At 71.9% G+C, this 20,602-nt stretch carries 15 protein-coding genes; 11 read left to right on the top strand and 4 right to left on the bottom strand.

Annotated features, from left to right (window positions below):
• Positions 1–12 precede the first annotated feature (12 nt).
• Both B072_RS0112435 and B072_RS0112430 read right to left on the bottom strand, forming a co-directional pair.
• Positions 13–1,569, bottom strand: coding sequence for an acyl-CoA synthetase (locus tag B072_RS0112435; RefSeq protein ID WP_018530274.1), 1,557 nt, complete (start codon positions 1,567–1,569; stop codon positions 13–15).
• Positions 1,570–1,774: 205 nt separating this feature from the next.
• Positions 1,775–2,875 carry an NAD(P)H-dependent flavin oxidoreductase gene (locus B072_RS0112430; protein WP_018530273.1) on the bottom strand — a complete coding sequence of 367 codons (1,101 nt, stop codon included), beginning with the start codon at positions 2,873–2,875 and terminating at the stop codon, positions 1,775–1,777.
• Positions 2,876–3,045: 170 nt separating this feature from the next.
• Between B072_RS0112430 and B072_RS0112425 the strand changes: the two genes are divergently transcribed.
• Positions 3,046–4,848 carry a serine hydrolase gene (locus tag B072_RS0112425; protein WP_018530272.1) on the top strand — a complete coding sequence of 601 codons (1,803 nt, stop codon included), beginning with the start codon at positions 3,046–3,048 and terminating at the stop codon, positions 4,846–4,848.
• Positions 4,849–4,854: 6 nt separating this feature from the next.
• On the opposite strand, the gene B072_RS0112420 is transcribed toward B072_RS0112425, so the two are convergent.
• Complete coding sequence (locus tag B072_RS0112420) at positions 4,855–5,910, bottom strand: LacI family DNA-binding transcriptional regulator (RefSeq protein ID WP_026245748.1); 1,056 nt, start codon at positions 5,908–5,910, stop codon at positions 4,855–4,857.
• Between the two features lie 327 nt (positions 5,911–6,237).
• Here B072_RS0112420 and B072_RS0112410 point away from each other — a divergent pair, with 327 nt between their 5' ends.
• Genes B072_RS0112410 through B072_RS0112365 form a run of 10 tightly spaced genes read left to right on the top strand, consistent with a single transcriptional unit; the run spans position 6,238 to position 18,999 of the window.
• Entirely contained in the window at positions 6,238–7,509 is a 1,272-nt protein-coding gene (locus B072_RS0112410) for an extracellular solute-binding protein (RefSeq protein WP_018530270.1), read from the top strand.
• 12 nt (positions 7,510–7,521) lie between these two features.
• Positions 7,522–8,478 carry a carbohydrate ABC transporter permease gene (locus B072_RS0112405; RefSeq protein WP_018530269.1) on the top strand — a complete coding sequence of 319 codons (957 nt, stop codon included), beginning with the start codon at positions 7,522–7,524 and terminating at the stop codon, positions 8,476–8,478.
• Positions 8,465–9,346: a carbohydrate ABC transporter permease gene (locus tag B072_RS0112400; RefSeq protein WP_018530268.1), complete on the top strand. Its 882-nt coding sequence runs from the start codon at positions 8,465–8,467 to the stop codon at positions 9,344–9,346. The genes B072_RS0112405 and B072_RS0112400 overlap by 14 nt, the downstream gene beginning before the upstream one ends.
• A 39-nt stretch (positions 9,347–9,385) precedes the next feature.
• A complete protein-coding gene (locus tag B072_RS0112395) occupies positions 9,386–10,150 on the top strand; it encodes an SDR family NAD(P)-dependent oxidoreductase (RefSeq protein WP_018530267.1) in 765 nt (254 codons plus the stop codon).
• Positions 10,138–11,940, top strand: coding sequence for a heparinase II/III domain-containing protein (locus tag B072_RS0112390; RefSeq protein WP_018530266.1), 1,803 nt, complete (start codon positions 10,138–10,140; stop codon positions 11,938–11,940). The genes B072_RS0112395 and B072_RS0112390 overlap by 13 nt, the downstream gene beginning before the upstream one ends.
• A 1-nt stretch (position 11,941) precedes the next feature.
• The gene (locus tag B072_RS0112385; protein ID WP_018530265.1) at positions 11,942–13,933 is read left to right on the top strand and encodes a hypothetical protein; all 1,992 of its coding nucleotides are present in this window, start codon (positions 11,942–11,944) and stop codon (positions 13,931–13,933) included.
• Positions 13,930–14,547 carry a hypothetical protein gene (locus tag B072_RS0112380; RefSeq protein ID WP_018530264.1) on the top strand — a complete coding sequence of 206 codons (618 nt, stop codon included), beginning with the start codon at positions 13,930–13,932 and terminating at the stop codon, positions 14,545–14,547. The genes B072_RS0112385 and B072_RS0112380 overlap by 4 nt, the downstream gene beginning before the upstream one ends.
• Positions 14,544–15,641, top strand: coding sequence for a DUF1565 domain-containing protein (locus tag B072_RS0112375; protein ID WP_018530263.1), 1,098 nt, complete (start codon positions 14,544–14,546; stop codon positions 15,639–15,641). The genes B072_RS0112380 and B072_RS0112375 overlap by 4 nt, the downstream gene beginning before the upstream one ends.
• Positions 15,638–18,022 (top strand): polysaccharide lyase 8 family protein, encoded by a 2,385-nt coding sequence (locus tag B072_RS0112370; protein WP_234018843.1) that lies wholly within the window; start codon positions 15,638–15,640, stop codon positions 18,020–18,022. Before B072_RS0112375 ends, B072_RS0112370 begins: the two co-directional genes overlap by 4 nt.
• A gap of 2 nt (positions 18,023–18,024) precedes the next feature.
• Positions 18,025–18,999 carry an acetylxylan esterase gene (locus B072_RS0112365; protein WP_018530261.1) on the top strand — a complete coding sequence of 325 codons (975 nt, stop codon included), beginning with the start codon at positions 18,025–18,027 and terminating at the stop codon, positions 18,997–18,999.
• A gap of 31 nt (positions 19,000–19,030) precedes the next feature.
• Here the strand turns inward: B072_RS0112365 and B072_RS0112360 are convergent, their stop codons facing one another.
• On the bottom strand, positions 19,031–20,587 hold the full coding sequence (locus tag B072_RS0112360; RefSeq protein ID WP_018530260.1) for a phytoene desaturase family protein: 1,557 nt from the start codon (positions 20,585–20,587) through the stop codon (positions 19,031–19,033).
• Between the last annotated feature and the right edge of the window lie 15 nt (positions 20,588–20,602).

The following is a 20,602-nucleotide window of genomic DNA, read 5'->3' as shown; positions in this document are numbered from 1 at the left end:
GTCCGGGTGGTGTCACACCGCCCGGGTGCGCCCCTCCCAGTACGGGTCGCGCAGTCGCCGCTTGTACAGCTTGCCGTTGGGGTCGCGGGGCATCGTCTCGATGAAGTCGACGCTCCTGGGCCTTTTGTAGCCCGCGAGTTGGCTTTCGCAGTGGGCGAGGATCTCGGCGGCGAGCGCCGCGTCACCGACGCGTCCCTCGGCGACCTCGACGACCGCCTTGACCTCCTCGCCCCAGTCGTCGTGCGGGATGCCGAAGGCGGCCGCGTCGGCGACGGCGGGGTGGGTCAGGAGCGCGGACTCGATCTCGGCGGGGTAGATGTTGACGCCGCCCGAGATGATCATGTCGATCTTGCGGTCACGCAGGAAGAGGTACCCGTCCTCGTCGAGGACCCCGAGGTCGCCGACGGTGAAGAAGTCGCCGATGCGGTTCTTCTTCGTCTTGTTCTCGTCCTTGTGGTACGAGAATCCACCGGTCTTCATCTGCATGTAGACGGTGCCGAGTTCACCGGCGGGCAGCCGGTTCCCGTCGTCGTCGAAGACGGCCAACTCGCTGATGGGCCAGGCCTTTCCGACCGTACCCGGCTTCTTCAGCCAGTCCTCGGCGGTGGCGAACGAGCCGCCGCCCTCGCTCGCCGCGTAGTACTCCTCGACGCAGGTGCCCCACCAGTCGATCATGGCCCGTTTGACGTGGTCCGGGCAGGGCGCGGCGCCGTGGATCGCGTGCCGCATCGATGTCACGTCGTAGCGGTCCTTGACCTCCTGCGGCAGCGCGAGCAGACGGTGGAACTGGGTCGGCACCATGTGTGTGTGGGTGCACTTGTACGTGTCGATGAGGCGGAGCATCTCCTCGGGTGTCCACTTGTCCATGAGGATCACCGGGTGCCCGATGTTCAGTGCGGCGCCCGCGAACTGGAGCACGGCCGTGTGGTACAGCGGCGAGCAGACGAGGTGCACGTTGTCGTCGAACGGCTTGACGCCGAAGATGCCGAGGAATCCGCCGAGGTACGCCTCCTCGGGGAGCTTGTTCTGCAGCGGGCGGCGGATGCCGCGCGGGCGGCCCGTCGTGCCGGACGTGTAGTTCATGACCCAGCCGAGGGTCCGCTCGGCGGGGGCCGACTCGTCCTGTCCATCGAGGAGTTCGACGTACGGGCGGAACGTGTCCACCGCGCCCACGGCGTAGCGGTGGGTGTCCGGGAGCTTCGCCTCGTCGGCGGCGGCGCGCGCCTGTTCCGCGAAGCGCTCGTGGGCGATCAGCACCTTCGCGCCGGAGTCGGAGACGATCCACGCGATCTCCGGGCCCACGAGGTGGTGGTTGACCGGGACGAGGTAGAAGCCGGCCTGGGAGGCGGCGAGGTAGGCGGTGAAGAACTCGACGCCGTTGGGGAGGACGACGGCGAACGCGTCTCCGCGCCGCAGCCCGGCCGCGCGCAGGCCGTGCACCATCTGGTTCGCGGCGGCGTGGAGGCGGCCCGCGGTCCATTCCTCGCCGTCGGGGGCGATCAGTACGGTGCGGTTCGGCTCCGCCGCGGCTTGGGCCCAGAAGCCGTTCGGGGGGGTCTGGTCGGGCATGCGTGCGTTCCCTTCTGCGAGCGGTTCGCTGTCGCGTCTGCCGGGGGCTGTCCCGTCGGCGTGTGCGGGTGTCGTCGTGGCTTCTCGCGCAGTTCCCCGCGCCCCTGATGCGAGCGGAGCTCGCTGTCAGGGGCGCGGGGAACTGCGCGAGAAGCCCCACCGGCCCGCGGCCGCTCGACCACCGCACCCGGCGGACGAGCGGGCGTCAGCGACCCGCGATCCGGTTGATCCTGTCGATGGCCTTCTCGAAGCCGCGGGTCAGGTCGTCGAAGACGGCCTGTACGCTGCGCTCCTCGTTCATGCGGCCCACGATCTGCCCCACGGGAGTGCCGAGCAGGGGCTCCACCTCGTACTTCTGGATGCGGGACACCGCCTCGGCGACGAGCAGTCCCTGCAGCGGCATCGGCAGGGTGCCGGGCCCGGCGGGGTCGTCCCAGGCGTCGGTCCACTGCGTGCGCAGCTGACGCGCGGGTTTCCCGGTCAGCGCGCGCGAGCGCACCGTGTCGCCGGAGCCCGCGGCGAGGAGCTTGCGGGTGAGCGCCGGTGAGTGCATGTCCGCCTCGGTGGTCGTCAGCCACACCGAGCCGAGCCACACCCCCTGCGCGCCGAGCGCGAACGCGGCGGCGACCTGCTGTCCGCTGCCGATGCCGCCCGCGGCGAGGACCGGGATTGGGTCGACGGCCTCGACGGCTTCGGGCGTGAGCACCATGGAGGCGATCTCGCCGGTGTGGCCGCCGGCCTCGTACCCCTGGGCGACGACGATGTCGATGCCGGCGTCGGCGTGCTTGCGGGCGTGCCGGGCGCTGCCCGCGAGCGCCGCGACGAGGACGTCGTGCCGGTGGGCGCGGGCGATGACGTCGGCCGGGGGTGAGCCGAGCGCGTTGGCGAGGAGTTTGATCGGGTAGTCGAAGGCGACGTCCAGCTGGTTGCGGGCGACCTGTTCCATCCAGCCGGTGATGCGCCAGCCGGAGGCCTCCCCCTCCGACAGCTCGGGCACGGCGTGCTTGGCGAGGGTCTCCGTCACGAACTGCCGGTGGCTCTCCGGGATCATCGCCTCGACGTCGGCCTCGGTGACGCCCTCGACCTTCTTGGCGGGCATGACGACGTCGAGCCCGTACGGCTTCCCGTCGGCGTGCGCGTGCAGCCAGTCCAGGTCGCGTTTGAGTTCGTCGGGTGCCGTGTAGCGGACCGCGCCGAGCACGCCGAAGCCTCCTGCCCTGCTGATGGCCGCGGCCACCGCAGGGAACGGCGTGAAGCCGAAGACGGCGTGCTCGATCCCCAGTTTCTTGCTCAGCTCCGTCTGCATGGGCGCAGGATGCCGCAGCCAACCGGCCGACGGAAGGGGTTTTCTGATGCAGCGTCAGATTCTTCACGAGGTGGGCACCGGGTCCGGGTGGTTGACACGGGGCAGTCTTGACATGAATCTTTCACCCGTCGCTATAGATCCCGAAAGATACTTTCAGGAGGGCCCCGTTGATGACCGGTACAGGCGGAGCAGCGGACAGATCGGGCCGGGACCGCACCGGCCTCACCCGGCGTCAGTTGGGCGCAGCCACCTTCGCGCTGGGCGGCGCGCTCGCCCTCGCCACGTTCCCCGCGGGCCCCGCAGCCGCCGGGCAGCGTTCGGCCCGCCCCACCTTGCGCCACGGCTCCCCCGAGCGCGCGGGCCTGCTCGCGGGCCATCTGCGCCAGCTGGTCGCGGACGCCGAGAAGTTCCTCGTCACCTCTCCCGGAGGCCCCAAGCACCCGTGGTACGCCGGGGCGGTGCTGCTCGCGGGGCGGGGCGGCACGGTGGCGCTGCATCAGCCGATCGGCAAGGCGGTGCGCTACGCGCGCTACGACGACACGACGGACACGGGGATCGAGTTCCCGGCGGACCAGCAGATCGACATGGCCGATGACACGGTCTTCGACCTGGCATCGGTCTCCAAGCTGTTCACGTCGATCCTCGCCGTGCAGGAGATCGAGCACGGCGCGCTGGAGCTCGAGGCGAAGGTCGCCTCGTACCTTCCGGACTTCGCGGGCGCGGGCAAGCAGGACGTGACCATCCGTCAACTGTTGACGCACACCTCGGGTTTCCGCTCCTGGATCCCGCTGTACAAGGAGTCGACGCGCGAGGGCCAGATCCGGCTCATCTGGAACGAGGCGCTGCTCAACCCGCCGGGCACGACGTACCTCTACTCGGACCTCAACCTGATCTCCCTCCAGCTCGTCCTGGAGAAGCTCACCGGCAAGACCCTCGACGTGCTGCTGCGGGAGCGGATCACCGGCCCGCTGGGCATGACCCGCACCCGCTACAACCCGCCCGCCTCCTGGAAGCCGAAGGTCGCCGCGACCGAGGACGCCCGCGCGCCGTGGTCGGGCCTGGACCGCGGGCTGGTGTGGGGCGAGGTGCACGACGAGAACGCGTACGGACTCGGCGGCGTCGCGGGCCACGCGGGGGTCTTCTCCACCGCCTGGGACCTGGCGGTCCTCGGCCGCACCCTGCTCAACGGCGGCGTGTACGGCAAGGCCCGCATCCTGTCCCAGAAGTCGGTCGACCTGATGTTCACCGACTTCAACCAGGCGTTCCCCGGCGACGAGCACGGCCTCGGCTTCGAGCTCTACCAGCACTGGTACATGGGCGCGATGGCGACCCCGCGCACCGCGGGGCACACCGGCTTCACCGGCACCTCGATCGTGCTCGACCCGACGACCGACTCCTTCCTCATCGTGCTCGGCAACTCCGTGCACCCGGTACGCAATTGGCGATCCGGCTCCGCTCCCCGGGTCGCCGCGGGCACCAACATGGCGCGCGCCGTCGCGGTGCGTCCCGCGCACGGGCGTACGGCCTGGTTCTCCGGCACGGCGAATGCCACCACGGCGACGCTGACCCTGCCGGACCTGCGTCTGACCTCGGCGGACGCCCGGCTGACCTGCGCGCTGTGGTGGGACACCGAACCGCACTCCGACTTCCTCTCCCTGGAGGCGTCGACGGACGGCGGCTCGACCTGGAAGCCGCTCCCCTTCACCACGGACCGGGACGACGAGCACCCGGCGGGTACCGCGGACGGCTACGCGGGCCGCACCTGGCACCGCCTCGACGCGGACCTCGGCGGTTTCGAGGCGGCGTCCACGCGCGTGCGGTGGCGGTACACGACGGACCAGCTGTACGTGGGGCGCGGGGTCTACGTGGACGGAGTGCGGGTCACCGACGGTCACGGGGTCGTCTTCGACGAGGCCCGTCCGGCCGACTCGTCCCGGATCGAGGCGGTGGGCTGGGCGGCGTCCGAGGACTGAACCTCGTCACGGCCGCCCGGTCGGCGCGGGCGCGGTCGACTCGCGCACGACCAGGCGGGGCCTGATGAGCAGCGAGCGGCCCGCGCCCGACGACGTCTCGATGCGGGAGCGCAGCTGCTGGAAGGTCTCGGCGGCCATCTCCGGGAGCGGCTGGCGGACCGTGGTCAGGGGCGGCTCGAAGAGCTCGGCGAGCAGGATGTCGTCGAAGCCGACCACGGAGACCTCGTGGCCCGCGCTGACGCCGGCGTCCCGGGCGCCCCGGCAGATCCCGATCGCGCACATGTCGTTGATGGCGACGAAGCCGGTGGGCGGCTCGGGCGCGGCGAGCAGCTCCCGGGCCGCCGACCGGCCGAGTTCCGCGGACTCCTTGTCGCCGAACTCGCTGGTGGCGGCGCCCGGCCAGACCACCGCGGAGGCCGGGTCGACCCCCGCCTCCTCCAGCGCGGCGCGGAAACCCCGCAGTCTCTCGCGCCGGTTGACACTGCTGACCGAGCCGGAGACGAACGCCAGTCTTCGGTGCCCGAGTTCGAGCAGATGGCGGGTGGCGAGCTCGGCGCCCATCGCGTTGTCGACGCTGATGCTGGACAGCGACGCCGGGTCGCCCGACTGGGCCGCGCGGTCGAACGCGACCATCTTCAGACCGCGCTTGAGCAGCGGCGCCACATGGTCGAGCGTGGGCAGCGAGGAGCACAGGACGACGCCGCTGACCCCGTCCGCGAGGAGTTCCTCGCCGTACTTGAGCTCCCGCGCCGGATCGCGCTCGCTGTTGCAGAGCAGCACGTGGTAGCCCTCGGCGAGCGCGATCGCCTCCAACTCCCGCGCCAGTGAACCCCAGAAGGGGTTCGCGACGGACGGGACGATCAGGCCGATGACGCGGATGCGGCCGGTGCGCAGCATGCGGGCGGCCCGGTTGGGCCGGTAGCCGAGCGTCTCGATGACCTGCTCCACGCGGGCGAGGGTCGCGGGCTGCATGCGGTCCGTGCGTCCGTTGAGGACGTTCGACACCGTGCTCGCCGACACCCCTGCCGCCTGGGCGACTTGATGGATCGTTATCCCGGTCAACGCCGTGCCACCTCCGGCTCGTCACGTCACTGTACGCAGCAGTGTACCGATTTACTGGATGAGCAACATCACTTCGGCGACCCCAAGTGAACTTCCCTCCGGCGGCATTGGGCCGTAAAAGCTCGGAAAGATTCTTGTGCACGGGCGGTTGACGCCTCGCGAAAGCCGTTCCTACAGTCACTGCATCGATTTACCAAAGGCCTCGCCCCACACCGGGCCCCTCAACTCGCCTTCGATCAGCTCAACTCCATCGCAGGCCGTCGCACCGTTCACTGCATCGGTGCACCTCTCGACCATCTTGCTTCCTCGCCTCTTAAGGGGTGTCCCATGGAACTCACGAGACGATCGCTGCTGGCCGCGCTCGGCGCCGGCACGGCGGCGGCGCTCACCGGCTGCGCCGCAGGATCCGACGCGGGCGGCTCGGCCGACGGTCCGGCCAAGGGGGAGATATCGCTGCTCACCCCCATCTACGAGGGGGCGGACGGCAAGCAGCTCCTGGAGGGGAAGATCCTCAAGGACTTCCGCAAGCAGTACCCGGACGTGACCGTCAGGGTCGACTACACGACGTACACGCAGCTCAACGAGAAGATCACGACCGCGCTGGCCGGTGGACTGCTGCCGGACGTGCTGATGATGGGCGTGGGCTGGATCCCGCCGTTCGCGGCGAAGAAGGTGCTGGCCGAGCTGCCCGAGTCCCTCGCGGCCAAGTACGACTACGAGGACCGGGTCCTCGAACCCTCCCGTTACGAAGGCAAGCTGTACGCCCTGCCGACGGTGATGGCGACCCGCCTGGTCGCCTACCGCAAGGACCACTTCGCGGCCGCCGGTATCAAGAAGCCCCCGGCGAACCTCGCCGAACTGCGCGCCATGGCGAAGGAGTTGACCAAGGGCGACCGCATGGGCATGGACCCGTTCTCCATCGATCTGCGGCAGTGCTGGGAGACGTTCCTGTACGCCAACGGCGCCACCCTGTTCAGCGCCGACGGGAAGAAGCCCGCGTTCACGGGTGCCCGTGGCGTGGAGGCGCTCCAGTTCTTCAAGGATCTGCAGAAGGACGGCTCGGCGGACTACACGAAGAAGACCGAGGCCGACGCGGGCGCCGCGACGAACCTCCAGCTCGGCAAGGCGTCGATGATGATGACCGGCAGCGGCCTGTGGAAGCAGCTCCAGGAGCAGAGCCCCGAACTCATCGAGAAGGACCTGATCGGCGCGTTCGTGCTGCGCGGCCGCAAGCCCGCGATGCTGACCGGCGGCACCCTGGTGTGCCGGTCGGCCCGTAGTCAACACGCTTCGGCCGCACAGGCGTTGGTCGCCCACCTCGCCGCCCCGGACAACGTCCTGGCCGCCGCGAAGCAGCGGGCGACGGTGCCCGGCATCACGAAGCTGCGCTCGTCGTCGTACGTGAAGGGCAACGAACTGGTCGACTTCTCCGTGCGCAATCTGGACAAGGCCTGCGCCGAGGGCGGGACGCCCGCCTGGATGGAGATCCGCGAGAAGATCAAGCCGACCCTCGAACCCGCGATCGTGGGCGGCAAGTCCGCGGCGTCCGCCATCGCCGAGCTCGGTGAGCTGGCCGAGTCGGCCATCTCCCGGATCTGAGGGGCCGCCGCCATGGGAGCCGTCTCCGTCCTCAAGACGCGGCCGCCGGCCGCGACCGTCGATCCACCGCCGCCTCCACCGCCCGCGCACCGCAAGGGTCCCGGCGCCCGGCGCCGCAGGGCCGGACTGCTGATGGTGGCACCGGCGCTGCTGCACGCGACGCTGTGGATCGGGCTGCCGGTCGTCGCCGCCGTGTATCTGGCGTTCACCTCGTACGACGTGCTGTCCGCGCCCCGGTTCGTGGGCCTGGACAACTTCCGGGACATGCTGAGCGACGACGTGTTCCGCAAGTCGATCGTCAACACCGTCATCTATACGTTCTTCACGGTCCCGTTCGGCATGGCGCTGGGGCTGCTGCTCGCACTCGCGCTGCACACCGGGCTGCGGGCGCGGGGCGTCTTCCGCACCGCGATCTTCCTCCCCCAGGTGACCGCGACGGTGGCGATCGCCCTGGTGTGGCTGTGGATCTACAACCCGCGCAACGGCCTGTTCAACACGCTCCTCGGCCTCGTCGGCATCGAGGGGCCCGCCTGGCTGGCCTCCACGTCCTGGGCCATGCCGTCGGTGATCCTCGTCGGGATCTGGCAGGGCATCGGCATGAAGATGCTGATCTACCTGGCCGCGCTGCAGAACCTTCCGAAGGACCTGTACGAGGCGGCCTCGGTCGACGGGGCGTCGCGCGTGCGGCAGTTCTTCTCGATCACGCTGCCGCTGCTCAAGCCCGCCACCTTCTTCGTCCTGATCACCTCGCTGATCGGCGCGTTCCAGTCCTTCGACCAGATCTACATCCTCACCGACGGCGGCCCGGCGGGCTCCACGACGATGATGACGTACGAGATCTACAAGTCGGCGTTCCGCGAGTTCCGCGTGGGCTACGCCTGCGCCCAGTCGCTGGTGCTGTTCGTGCTCCTCATGGGGTTCACCCTGGTCAACCGGCGCATCATGGGAGGCACCCGTGGCCACGACTGACATCCGCCGCCCTCCGACGCCGGGCCGGGTCGCCCTGTACGTGACGCTCGCCGTGGTGTCGCTGCTGATGGTGGTGCCGTTCCTGTGGATGGTCGTCACCTCGCTCAAGACACCGCAGGAGATCGCGTCCGCGCACACCGGCCTGCTGCCCGCGCACTGGGACTTCGGGAACTACGTGGACGCCTTCGAGGCCGCGCCGTTCGCCACGTACGCCCGCAACAGTTTCGTCATCGCGCTGAGCCACACCGTGCTCAACGTGGTGTTCGCGTCGATGGCCGGGTACGCGCTGGCCCGCATCCGGTTCCGCGGCTCGGAGTTCCTCTTCTACTGCTTCGTCGCGGCGCTGATGATCCCGACCTACACGAAGGTCCTGCCGGAGTTCCTGATCGTGCGGTTCATGCCGCTGGCGGGCGGCAACGACCTGTTCGGGCAGGGCGGCAGCGGCTGGCTCGACACGTGGTGGGCGCTGATCGTGCCGGGGGCAGTCACCCCGTTCGCGGTGTTCCTGTTCCGCCAGTTCTATCTGGATCTGCCGGTGGAACTGGAGGAGGCGGCGCGGCTCGACGGGCTCGGCGAGTTCCGCATCTACGCCCGGATCATGACGCCGCAGGTCAAGCCGGCCCTGACCACGGTCGCCCTGCTGACCTTCGAGTCGTCGTGGAACAACTTCCTGTGGCCCCTGCTCGTGACGCGCACCGACAGTCTGCGGGTCATCCAGGTCGGCCTGTCCGTCTTCAAGACGGAGAACGGCACGCAGTGGCACTTCCTGATGGCCGGTACGACGCTCGCCACGCTCCCGATGGTGCTGCTGTTCCTCGTCGGCCAGCGCTATTTCGTCCAGGGGTTCGCGCACACCGGCCTCAAGTGATCCCCCTCTCCGCTTCATAGGTTCTGTGAAAGGTTCCGCATGTCCAGTGTTCTTCAGGGTTCCCGTGCGCTCGTGACCGGCGCGGGCCACGGCATCGGCCGGGCCATCGCCGTCGCGCTCGCCGAGGCGGGCTGCGACGTCGCCGTCCACTACCGCAGCTCGGCCGAGGAGGCGGGGAAGACCGTCGCCGAGATCGAGGCGCTCGGCCGCCGTGCCAAGGCCTTCCACGCCGATGTCACGGTGACCGCCGAGGTCGACCGGCTGGTGGCGGAGGCGACCGGGTTCCTCGGCGGACTCGACGTCCTCGTGTGCAACGCGGGCCATCTGATCGGCCGGGCCACGGTCGCCGAGATGAGCGACGAGCACTTCGACCGGGTGATCGACGCGAATCTGACGTCCACGTTCCGTACGTGCCGCGCGGCCCTGCCGCATCTCGCCGAGTCGTCCGCCGGGCGCATCGTCACCATGTCCTCTCTCGCCGCGCACAACGGCGGCGGCCCGGGCTCGGTGGCGTACGCCGCCGCGAAGGCCGGTATCCGCGGCTTCACGAAGGCCCTGGCCAAGGAGGTCGCGGCCTCGGGTGTCACGGTGAACGCGGTCGCGCCGGGCTTCATCAAGGGCACGGCGTTCCACGACACGTTCACGGCGCCGCAGGCGCAGGAGGCCATGGCGGCGGGCATTCCGGTAGGCCGCCCGGGCACGCCCGAGGACGTGGCGGCGTCGGTCGTCCACCTCGCCTCTCCGGCCGCCGGGTTCCTCACCGGTACGACGCTGGACATCGACGGTGGCGTATGGCCCCGGTGAGGCGGATCCCGCGCGAGCGCGGCGGCTGGTGGCACGCCCACGTCTGCCCGGCGCACGGCCTGGAGCTCGACCACGGCGACCCGCTCTCGGGCCGTTTCCCGGAGGCCGGCGCGCTTTGTGCCCGCGGCTGCCGGGTCGACTCCCCGGCGGTGCGCGGCGCGTGGACGGTCCTCGCGCACCAGGCGTGGGCGCGCCGCATCCGGGTCCTGGCCGAGCGTGGCGACGACGCCGAGGCGGTGCGGTTGCTGACCGAATACGCCGACCTCTACCGGGAGTTGGCGGCCGAGGGGCACGACGGGGCGCAGCCGTGGATGCTGCGCGGGCGGCTGTTCCACCAGGCGCTGACCGACGCGATCTGGGCGGTGAACGTCGCCCATGCGGTGTGGACCCTCGCGGACCGCGGCGCGTCCGGCACCGAGGCCCTGTTGCCGCTGCTCGACGAGCTGGAGCGGGCCGCGCTCGACGCCCGGCACGTCCTGATCGACCGCGGCGACCTCGCCTCCAACTACACGACGTGGCTGACGGCGGCGGGAGTCGCGGCCGGCCGGGCCGCGGCGGCGGTGCGCGGGACGCCCTGGGACGGCGCGAAGCAGTGGCTCGACGGCCCGCACGGCCTGTACGCGCATCTGCGGGCGTGCGTCGGCGACGACGGCTGGCAGTGGGAGGGCAGCACGTACTACCACGGCTTCGTGCTGCGGGCGGCGCTGCTCGCCCTGCGCGGCACGGATCCGGCGGCGCTCCCGGCGGACGTCGCCGCGCGTCTCGTCGGGATGGTCGACGTGCTCGCAGCCCTTGCCACGGACGGCGGGGTGCTGCCCGCGCTGAACGACGGCCCGTACCGGCGCGTCCCGCTGGCGCTGGAGTGGCTCGAACTGTGCGCGCTGGCGGAGCAGTTCGCGCCGACGGCCCGGCTGGCGGCGATCACCGCGCGGGCCCGCGCCGAGGCGGGTGACGCGGACGACGGCCTCGACGCCACGGCGGGCGGCTGGTTCACGGGCCCGCCCCTGCGGACGGGCAGCGGGGCGGCGGACTCCCTCACGGTCTTCGAGGACGCCGGATACGCGATCCTGCGAGCGGCCGGTGTGCACGCCACCCTGGCCTTCGGGCCGCACGGCGGTTCGCACGGCCACCGGGACAAGCTCGCTCTGTCGCTGTACGGCCGCAACGCCTGCTGGCAGCCGGATCCCGGCCAAGTTCCTTATGCTCACGCCGAGTTCCGCGACCACTACGCGGGCAGCGCCGCGCACCCCGCTTTCCGGGTGGACGGCGCCGAGCAGGCCGAGTGCGCGGGCCGGCTCATCGCACGGGACGCGACGTCGGTCACGGCCGAGGTGACGGCTGCGTACGACGGTGTGCGTGCGGTGCGCCGGGTCGGGGCGGGCGCCTGCCACCTCGTCGACGTTCTGACGGTGAGCGTGGAGGACGGCGAGGGCAGCGGGGAGCGCGCGCTGACCGCGCAGTTGCGGCCCGGCGTCGGCCTCGACGTGGAGGTGCAGCCGGCCGGTCCGGTGCGCACCACCTGGTACGGCGACGACGAGGTGCTGCACGGCTGGCACACGGCGTCGGTGCCACTGCGCCCGGTGACGCGGCCGGGCCCCGGACCGGCCGACGACCCTCAACTGGCACGTGCCTGGGTGGACTTCACGGCACACGGCACGCGTCTCGTCCTCGCCTCGGTGTACCAGGCGGCATCGCGGGGTCCGGCCGTGACGGGTGTCCGGCTCACCACGGACGGCGTCGAGGTGCGCTTCGCCGACGGTTCGTCGGCCGTGCACGGGACGGGGGCCTGAGATGCTGCTGTCCGCGACACCCCCCGCGGGACCGCGCCCGCATCAGGAGCGCCGACTGCTCGACGAGGCCGGGCGCCACCGCGCCCTGGTCCCGCCCACCCGGCATCCTCTGGCCAGCATCACCTGGCTGGGCCCGGCCGCCGCCAACCCTGCGCTCGCCTACCGGGTGACCGGCGACCGGACGCATCTGGCGGAGGCCGAGCGCTGGATCGCGGCGGCGGTGCGCCTGCCGCACTGGGGCCGCGCCCACATGCCCGACCACGACCTGGACGCGGGCTGGCTGCTGCACGGCCTGCCCCTCGCCCTGCGCTGGCTGGGCGACGACCTCTCCCCCGACCTCGCGGACCTGCTGCGCTACAAACTCCTCGTCCAGGGGCGGCGGTTGTACGAGTTCGCGGTCGCGACGGAGGGCCGCTGGTGGTCGTCGTCGTACTGGCAGAACCACAACTGGATCTGTTACGCGGGCCTGGCCACGGCCGGTTACGTCCTGGGCCGCGAGGAGTGGACCGCGCGCGCCAAGGACAACCTGGGCCGGGTCCTCGACCTGCTGCCGGCGGACGGCTCGCACGCCGAAGGGGTCGTGTACTGGCGGTACGGGGTGCCGTGGCTGGCGATCCACCTCGACCTGCTGGAGGAGTGCGAGGGCCTGGACTGGTGGGACCGGGGCGGGTTCATGGCGCACACCTTCGACTTCCGGCTGCATCAGTCGGCGCCCGGTTTCGCCGAGCAGACCGGGCACGGCGACTGCCACGACCGGCGCAGCGGCCACAGCACGGCGCTGTACCGGCGGCTGGCGTCCCGGTTCGGCATCGGCGAGGCCCAGTGGCTCGCCGACCTGGTGGAGCGCGAACTCTTCACCGGTGAGGCCGAGTTGAGCGGCGTGCGGCCCGGGATCCGGGCCGAGGCGTACCTCGATCACCTGTGGTACGACCCGTCGGTGCGGCCCGAGCCGCCGGAGCGCACGCACGCGTACTTCCCCGATCTCGGGCTGCTGACGGCCCGCACCGGATGGGACGCGGCGGCGACGTTCGTGTCCTTCAAGGCCGCGCCGGGCGGCGGGCACAAGGCGTGGGAGGCCTCGGCCGGGCACCGCGCCGAGCGGGGCTGGGAGACGCTCAGCGCCGGGCACCACCATCCGGACGCGGGCTCGTTCGTGCTCGTGTCGCAGGGCGCGTTCCTGGCGGTCGACGAGGGCTACAGCAACCGCAAGCGGGCGGCTCACCACAGCCTGCTGCTGGTCGACGGGCACGGTTTCGCGGGCGAGGACCGCTACCACGTGTACGAGGACCTGCCCCAGGAGCACCGGGCGCGCATGCGTGACGTACTGGCCGACGGCGGCTGGGCGCACGGCACCGCCGAGATCGGCGCCATGTATCCGCCGGAGCTGGGCGTGTGCCGCCTGGACCGGACGCTGGTGTGCACCCCCTCGGGCCGGCTCGTGCTGCTCGACGAGGCGGAGGCCGACGCCCCGCGGGAGTGGACGTTCCTGCTCCAGACGGACGGCCCGACCACCGCGTCCGGCGACGCACGGGACCGGCTGATCCGTGCCGGATCCGCGCGGGCCTGGCTGCGCCGCCTCACCCCCGACGACGCGCACGTGACGTCGGAGCCCACCCCGATCGCCGCCAACCCCACGTCCAGCACACCGGAGTTGAGCATCACCCGAACCCTGCACACCCTGCGGGTGACGACGCCCGCACGGCGGCGGGCCCGGTTCCTCACCACGATCGAGCCGGGCGGTGCGGCACCGACGGCGCGGGCGGTGCCGGGTGGCGTCGCCTTCGACACCCCCGAGGGGACCGAGACGGTGCTGCTGTCCCCGGACGGACGCATCGAGACGCCCGAGGTCGTGGCCGACGCCGTGGCCGTTCTCCTGGCTCCGGGGCGTGCGCCGTACGTCGTCGGGGCCCGCCGGGTGGAGCTCGGCGGGCAGCCTGTCCGACGGTCGGACCAGCCGCTCACGGGACCGCTCGAGGCGGTGATGACGCCGTGACGGTGCCGGTCACTCTGCCGTCGGCCCGGCGCGGCCGGCTCCTCGGAATGCTGGAGTACGTGGCCCAACCGGCCGCCGCGGGCGCCGCGTTCACACTGCTCGCGCTCGGTGTGGTCACGTGGCTGCCGGCGCTGGCCGCCCTCGCGTTCGCGCTGCGCGCGTGGCGGTCCGACGGCGACACCCGGTCGTTCACCGGGACGTTCGCGGCCTTCCCGCGCTACTGGCGGGCCCTGTGGCGGCACAGCGCGCCGACCGCCGCGGCGACGCTGATCCTGGTGGCCAACTGCGCGTTCCTCAGCGGCCGTTCGAGCCCTTACGCGTTCGTGCTGCTGGCCGCGCAGGCCGGGCTCGGCGCGTGTCTGTTCGTCCACTGCACCGCACTGGCGGCCCACGCCGCCCTCGCCCCCGACGACGACGTGAGCACCTGGCACCGCCGGGCTCTGGCGCTCGCCTTCGCGTCACCGGCCCGTGGCACGGCGCTGCTCGGCGCGGCCGTGTCCGCCGTCGTGCTCACCCTGCCCGTGCCGCTCGGCCCGCTGCTGTTCGGGCCGAGCGTGCCCGTCCTGCTCGCCCTGCACTTCGCCGCACCGCAACCAGAAGGGACCTCCTCGTGAGACGCACCCGCTCCACCGCCGTGCGCACCGCCCTGGTGGCCGCGCTCGCCGTCCCGGCCGTGCTCGCCCTGCCCACCCCGTCGGCCGTGGCGGCATCCGCGTACTACGTCGCACCGACCGGCAGCGACACCAACTCCGGTACGTCGTCGGGCGCGCCGCTCGCCACGATCCAGCGCGCCCTCGACCTGGCCCCGGCCGGCTCCGTCGTGCACCTGGCCTCGGGCACGTACCGGCAGGACGTCGTGACGCGCCGCGAGAACGTCACGCTGACCGGTCCCTCGACCGCCGTCGTCAAGGGGGCGGGCGACGCCCGGATCGTCCAGGTGCAGCACGACGGGACCGTGCTCGACGGGTTCACCGTCGACGGACTGCACGGGGCGTCGGACGACGTGTCCGGGTACCGGCTCAAGCTCGTCTACGTCATGAGCACCACGCCCGGCAACGGCGTGAACGGACTGCGCGTCACGCACATGACCCTCAAGAACGCGGCCGACGAGTGCCTGCGCCTGCGCTACCTCGTGACCGGCGCCGACATCTCGGACAACACCATCAGCGACTGCGGGGTGGCCGACTTCCGGTTCGGCGGGGGCGGCAAGAACGGCGAGGGCATCTACCTCGGCACGGCGCCCGAGCAGCAGGGCGCGAACGGGGCGCCCGACGCGGCTCCGGACGTCAGCCGCAACAACCGGATCCACCACAACGCGATCACCACACGCGGCAACGAATGCGTCGACGTGAAGGAGAACTCCACCAACAACTACGTGGAGTACAACGACTGTTCGCAGCAGCGCGACCCCAGCTCGGCCGGGCTCGACGCCCGCGGGAGCGGCAACATCTTCCGGTACAACACGATCCACGACAACACCGGCGCGGGCGTCAGGCTCGGCGGCGACACGGCCACCGACGGCACGGACACGCAGGTCTACGGCAACACGATCACCGGCAACGCGGGCGGCGGCGTCAAGGTCATGCGCACCCCCCAGGGCCCGGTGTGCAGCAACACGATGAGCGGCAACACGGGTGGGGACTCGGTCGGCACGTACGGCGCCGACCACGACCCGACGGCCCTGTGCTCGGCCGGGGCCGCCTCGTGACCGCCACCCGCCGCACCGTCCTCGCCGGCACCGGCGCGGCCCTCGCCGCCCTCGCGCTGCCGACGCCACTCCTCGGCACGGCCCGCGCCGACGACGGCACGGCGCTCCTGCGCGCCCGTTGGCACACCCTGCTGACCGGCGGAACCGGACTCGACACCACCGAACCACGGATCGCCGCGGCGATCTCGCGCGTCGACCGGGCGGCGGTGAGCGCGGCGAAGGGCCTCGACCCGTCCCGCACCGACGGCCTGTGGCCCGACCTGACCAGCACGAGCGTGTCGAACCACGTCACCACCTCGTTCAAACGGCTCGCCACCCTCGCCACCGCGTGGGCCGTGCCCGGCACGAGCCAGTACGGTGACGCGACCCTGGCCGACCTGCTCGATCGGGGCATCGACTGGATGCTGGAGCACCGCTACGGGCCCGGTCACGAGCGGTTCGACAACGACTGGGACTGGGAGATCGGCTGCGCCCAGGCTCTCAACGACACGGCCGTGCTGCTGTACGAGGCCCTCGGCACGGACCGTCTGACGCGGATCACGGACGCCGTGCGCCACTACACGCCCGATCCGAACCTGTGGCGCGCCGACCGGCAGATCGCGACGGGCGCCAACCGTGTGTGGATCTGCACGGTCGTCGCCGTCGGCGCGGTGCTGCGCGGCGACGGCGCCGACCTCGTGCGGGTGCGCGACGCGCTGTCGGACGTCTCGGGCGGCGGCGCGAACAGTGTGCTCGCCTTCCAGGACGCCGGCTCGGGCACCGGAGAAGGCACCGGTGAGGGCTTCTACTCGGACGGCTCGTTCCTCCAGCACTACAAGCACCCCTACAACGGCGGCTACGGAAAGGAGCTGTTGGGCAGCCTTTCCCGGCTGCTGCATCTCCTGGACGCCACCGACTGGCAGGTCACCGACGCCGACGTGGCCAACGTGCGGCACTGGGTGACCGACGGCTTCGACCCGCTGATCGTCCGGGGCGACGTCCAGGCGGGGGTGTGCGGCCGGGAGGTCGCCCGCGCCAGCAAACAGGGGCACGTGGCGGCGCAGACGGTGATCGAGGCGGTGCTGCGGCTGCTGCCCGGCCTCCCGGCGGCGGACACCGACCGGTTCACCGCACTGGTCAAGCAGTGGATCACCGAGGACACCTACCGCGACTTCCTCGACGTGACGGATCTGGCCTCGCTCGCGGCGGCGCAGCGCCTGCTCGCCTCCGACACCGCACCGCGCGGCACTTTGGTGACGCATCGTCAATTTCCGCGCATGGACAAGGCGATGCATCATCGGCCCGCCTTCACGCTCGGCATCTCGGCCTACTCGAGCCGGATCTACAACTACGAGTCCATCCAGAACGAGAACCTGCACGGCTGGCACCTCTCGGACGGCATGGTCCTGCTGTACGACGACGACCTCGGCCACTACAGCGAGGACTACTGGCCGACCGTCGATCCGCTGCGGCTGCCCGGCACCACCGTCGTCGCCGCCCGCCCCGCGGACGCGGCGGGCCAGCGCACCACGAGCGCCGCCGACTGGGCGGGCGGCGCCGCGCTGCCCGGGACGACGCTCGGCGCGTACGGCATGGACCTGCGGGCCTACGGGAGTTCGCTGCGGGCCCTCAAGAGCTGGTTCTGCCTGGACGACGTGATCGTGCACGTCGGCTCGGGCATCACGGCGAACGCGGGTGTCGTGGAGACCGTCGTCGAGAACCGCAAACTCCGCGATGCGGACGCCGAGTTGACCGTCGACGGGGTGGCCTCGCCCGGCGGCGACCTCACCGGGGTGCGCAGCGTGCATCTGGCGGGCACCGGCGGCTATGTCTTCGCGCGCCCCACCGCCGTCCGCGCCCTGCGCGAGCAGCGCACCGCCACCTGGCGCGAGATCAACACCAAGTACGGCACGGACACCCCGGTCACCCGCCCGTACCTGACGCTGTGGCAGGACCACGGCGCGGCTCCGTCCGGGGCCGGTTACTGCTGGCTGCAGCTGCCCGGCGCCTCCGCCGAGCGGACCCGGCGCTGCGCGCTCGCCCCGCCCGTGCGTGCCGTCGCCGAGTCGGAGACGGTGCACGCCGTGCGGCGGGCCGCGGACGGGCTGCTCGCGGCGAACTTCTGGGCGGCGGGGCGCGCCGGTGAACTCGCCGCGGACGGCCCCGCATCGGTTCTGGTCCGTCCGCGCGACGGCCGCGTCGACGTCGCGGTGAGCGACCCGACGCAGCTGCGCGAGCGGATCGTGCTCGATCTCGATCTGCGGGGGTTCGACGTGCACCGGGCCGACCCGGGCGTCACCGTCGCGCGCGCCGCCGCCGGGACCCGGATCACCGTCGACACGGCCGGCCGGAACGGCGCCACCGTGACCCTGACTCTTTCCCGTCCCCCTTCGAGGAGCTGACCTTGCTGTTCGACATGCCGCTCGACCGGCTGCGGGAGTACCGCCCCGAGCCGGAGGAGCCCGCCGACTTCGACGCGTTCTGGCGCAAGACGCTCGACGACGCCGCCCGGCATCCGCTGGAAACCCGCTTCGTGCCGTACGAGACGGGCCTCGCGACGGTGGACGTGTACGACGTGACGTTCAACGGCTGGGGCGGGCAGCCGGTGAAGGCGTGGCTGCTGCTGCCGCGCGCCCGCACGGGTCCGCTGCCCGCCGTCGTCCAGTACATCGGCTACAACGGCGGCCGCGGCATCCCGTACGCGTGGCTGACGTGGAGCGCGCTCGGCCACGCGCACCTGGTGGTGGACAACCGGGGCCAGGGCGGCGGCGGCAAGAACGTCGCCGACACCCCGGACATCGCGCCGGAGGGACATGGCTCGTCGTCGCCCGGCTTCCTGACCCGCGGCATCGAGGACCCGCACCGGCACTACTACCGGCGGCTGATCACCGACGCGGTGCGAGCCGTCGACGCCGTCAGGGAGCACGAGGCCGTCGACGCGTCGAGGGTCGCGGTGCTCGGCGGCAGCCAGGGCGGCGGCCTGGCGCTCGCCGTCTCCGGGCTGCGTGACGACGTGGCGGCGACCGTGGCGGACGTCCCCTTCCTGTGTCACTTCCGGCGCGCCTCGCAGATCACCGACGCCGGGCCGTACGCGGAGATCGCCCGGTTCCTTTCGGGGCACCGGTTCGGGATCGAGGCGGCGATGGAGACGCTGTCGTACTTCGACGGGGTCAACTTCGCGGCGCGGGCGACGAGCCCGGCATGGTTCTCGGTCGGCCTGATGGACAAGGTGTGTCCTTCGTCCACGGTCTTCGCCGCCTATCACCGCTATGCCGGTCCCGCCTCCATCGAGGTGTTCCCGTACAACGGGCACGAGGGAGGCGCCGAGTACGACCTGCCGCGCAAGATCGCCGCGCTGCGGGGTGTGTTCGCGGCCTGAGCCGGGGCGGAGGCAGCGGGGCCGGTGGCTCTCAGTGGCGCAGCACCGCCATGGCGGCGTTGTGCCCGGGGATGCCGCTGACCCCGCCGCCGCGGACGGCGCCCGCGCCGCACAGCAGGACGTTGGCGTGCGCCGTCTCGACGCCCCACGGTCCCGTGCCTTCTTGCGTGTACGGGAAGGAGAGCGCGCGGTGGAAGATGTTGCCGCCGGGCAGCCGCAGGTCCTGTTCCAGGTCGAGGGGGGTCTTCGCCTCGATGCAGGGGCGGCCGTCGGCGTCCTCGGCGAGGCAGTCCGCCAGGGGTTCGGCGAGGTGGGCGTCGAGCTGGGCGAGGGTGGCCTTGAGGAGGGCGGCGCGGGCCGCGTCGTTGTCGGCGGTGAACAGCCGGGCCGGGGTGTGCAGGCCGAACAGGGTGAGGGTCTGGTAGCCGCGCTCGACGAGGTCGGGGGCGAGGATGCTCGGGTCGGTGAGCGAGTGGCAGTAGATCTCGCAGGGCGGGGCCTCGGGCAGCGCGCCGCCGGCGGCCTCGGCGTGGACGGCCGCCAACTGACCGTATCCCTCGGCGACATGGAACGTCCCGGCGAACGCCTCGCGCGGGTCGACGGAGGTGTCCTTCAGGCGCGGCAGCCGCTTCAGCAGCATGTTGACCTTGAGCTGGGCGCCCTCCGCCGGGGCGGGCGGGGTGTCGCCGAGGAGGCGGGCCAGGTGCTCGGGTGAGGCGTTCACGAGGACGTGGCGGGCGGCGATCGTGCCTTCGGTGTCGCCGGTCCGGTAGGTGACCTCGGCGGTCCGCCCGTCGGTCTCGATCCCGGTGACGTCGTGGCCGGTGCGCAGGTCGGCTCCGGCCGCGCGGGCCGCGGCGGCGAGCGCGTCCGTGAGGGCGCCCATGCCGCCGACGGGCACGTCCCAGTCGCCCGTGCCACCGCCGATGACGTGGTAGAGGAAGCAGCGGTTCTGGGCGAGTTCCGGATCGTGGGCGTCGGCGAACGTGCCGATGAGCGCGTCGGTCAGGACGACGCCGCGCACCAGGTCGTCGTCGAAGTGTTCCTCGATGCCGACGCCGATGGGCTCCTCGAACAGCAGCCGCCAGGCCGCTTCGTCGTCGAGGCGGGTGCGCAGTTCCGCCCGGGTGGGAAGGGGCTCGGTGAGAGTGGGGAAGATCCGTTCGGCCGCGCGGCGGGTCGTCTCGTAGAAGCGGGTCCATGCCTCGTACTCGCGGTCGCCGCCGGTGAGCCGGGCGAAGGAGGCGCGGGTCCGGTCGTCTCCGCCGCCGACCAGGAGGCCCGTGGCGCGGCCTTCGCGCACGGTGGGGGTGTACGAGGAGACGGTGCGGGGGCGGACGGCGAAGTCGAGGTCCAGGTCGTGCACGATCTTCCTGGGCAGCAGGCTGACCAGGTAGGAGTAGCGGGAGAGGCGGGCGTCCACGCCGGCGAAGGGGCGGGTGGAGACGGCCGCGCCGCCGGTGGTGGCGAGGCGTTCGAGGACGGTGACGGTGCGGCCTGCTCGGGCCAGGTAGGCGGCGGCGACCAGGGCGTTGTGGCCGCCGCCGACGATGACCACGTCGGCGCGGGCGGAAGTCGGTACGGGCATGGGTCTTGGTAACAC

Source organism: Streptomyces sp. HmicA12 (assembly GCF_000373565.1).
GTDB lineage: Bacteria > Actinomycetota > Actinomycetes > Streptomycetales > Streptomycetaceae > Streptomyces.
The sequence above is the reverse complement of the archived record's forward strand: the minus strand, read 5'-3'. Positions and strand labels throughout refer to the sequence as shown.